This is a genomic window from Oleiphilus sp. HI0125, from assembly GCF_001635355.1.
Genome location: NZ_LWGF01001303.1, coordinates 1 through 905, shown reverse-complemented (window position 1 = coordinate 905; position 905 = coordinate 1). Strand labels below are relative to the sequence as shown.

The window sequence follows — 905 nt, the reverse complement described above, 5'->3', positions numbered from 1 at the left end:
TACGCCACCAGGCTGAGCAACAATTGGGAAAACATGACCCGGCTGGACGATATCTTGGGGTTTGCTATTTCGACCCACAGCAGTGCGAATAGTATGAGCACGATCCGCAGCAGAGATGCCCGTCGTTACACCTTCTGCCGCTTCAATCGAAACAGTAAAATTGGTAGAAAATTGTGCGTTATTTGCATGCGCCATCGGAGGCAAGCCAAAATAATCCGCACGATCTCTCGTCATCGTCATACAAATGAGACCACGCGCATGTGTCGCCATGAAATTAATATCTTCAGGACGCACTTGCTCTGCCGCAATAACGAGATCACCTTCGTTCTCTCGGTCCTCGTCATCCATCAGAATAACCATTTTACCTTGACGGATATCTTCAACTAGCTCTTCAACAGTGTTGAGCTTCATTCAACCTCCAAAGACCCAGCAAATTAAGCTAGGTGTGTTTCTATATCTTGTAACCGTTCTTTGCTAAAAACGCTTCATCAATCACCGACTTCGGCGATTGCTTTTCATCTGAAAAACTCAATAACCGCTCTGCATAGCGAGCCATAAGATCTACCTCTAAGTGCACATCTCGGCCAGTTGAATACTCAGGGATAATCGTATTCTGAGCGGTATGAGGAACAATATTGAGAGTAAATCCTTCATCCACCAAACCAGTCACTGTAAGACTAACTCCATCCACGGTAATTGAGCCTTTATTCGCGATATAGCGCGAAAGTTCCGATGAACAGTGAATGGTATAACGTAATGAGTCACCTTCTGAGCTGACAGCAACTATAGACCCTATTCCATCAACATGCCCACTGACTAAGTGGCCACCTAAACGGCGCGAAAGCGTAAGCGCTTTTTCAAGATTAACTCGATCACCGACTCGCATCGTTGCGAATCGTGTGTAA

The 905-nt window shown here is 45.7% G+C and carries 2 protein-coding genes; both read right to left on the bottom strand.

What is annotated here, in order from left to right; genetic code table 11:
• A partial coding sequence (locus A3762_RS22485) for a 3,4-dihydroxy-2-butanone-4-phosphate synthase (RefSeq protein ID WP_197469503.1) occupies window positions 1–411 on the bottom strand: 411 nt, incomplete at its 3' end.
• A 40-nt stretch (window positions 412–451) separates the two neighbouring features.
• Window positions 452–905: riboflavin synthase subunit alpha (locus A3762_RS22480; protein ID WP_068757716.1), on the bottom strand; the 454-nt coding region annotated here is incomplete at its 5' end.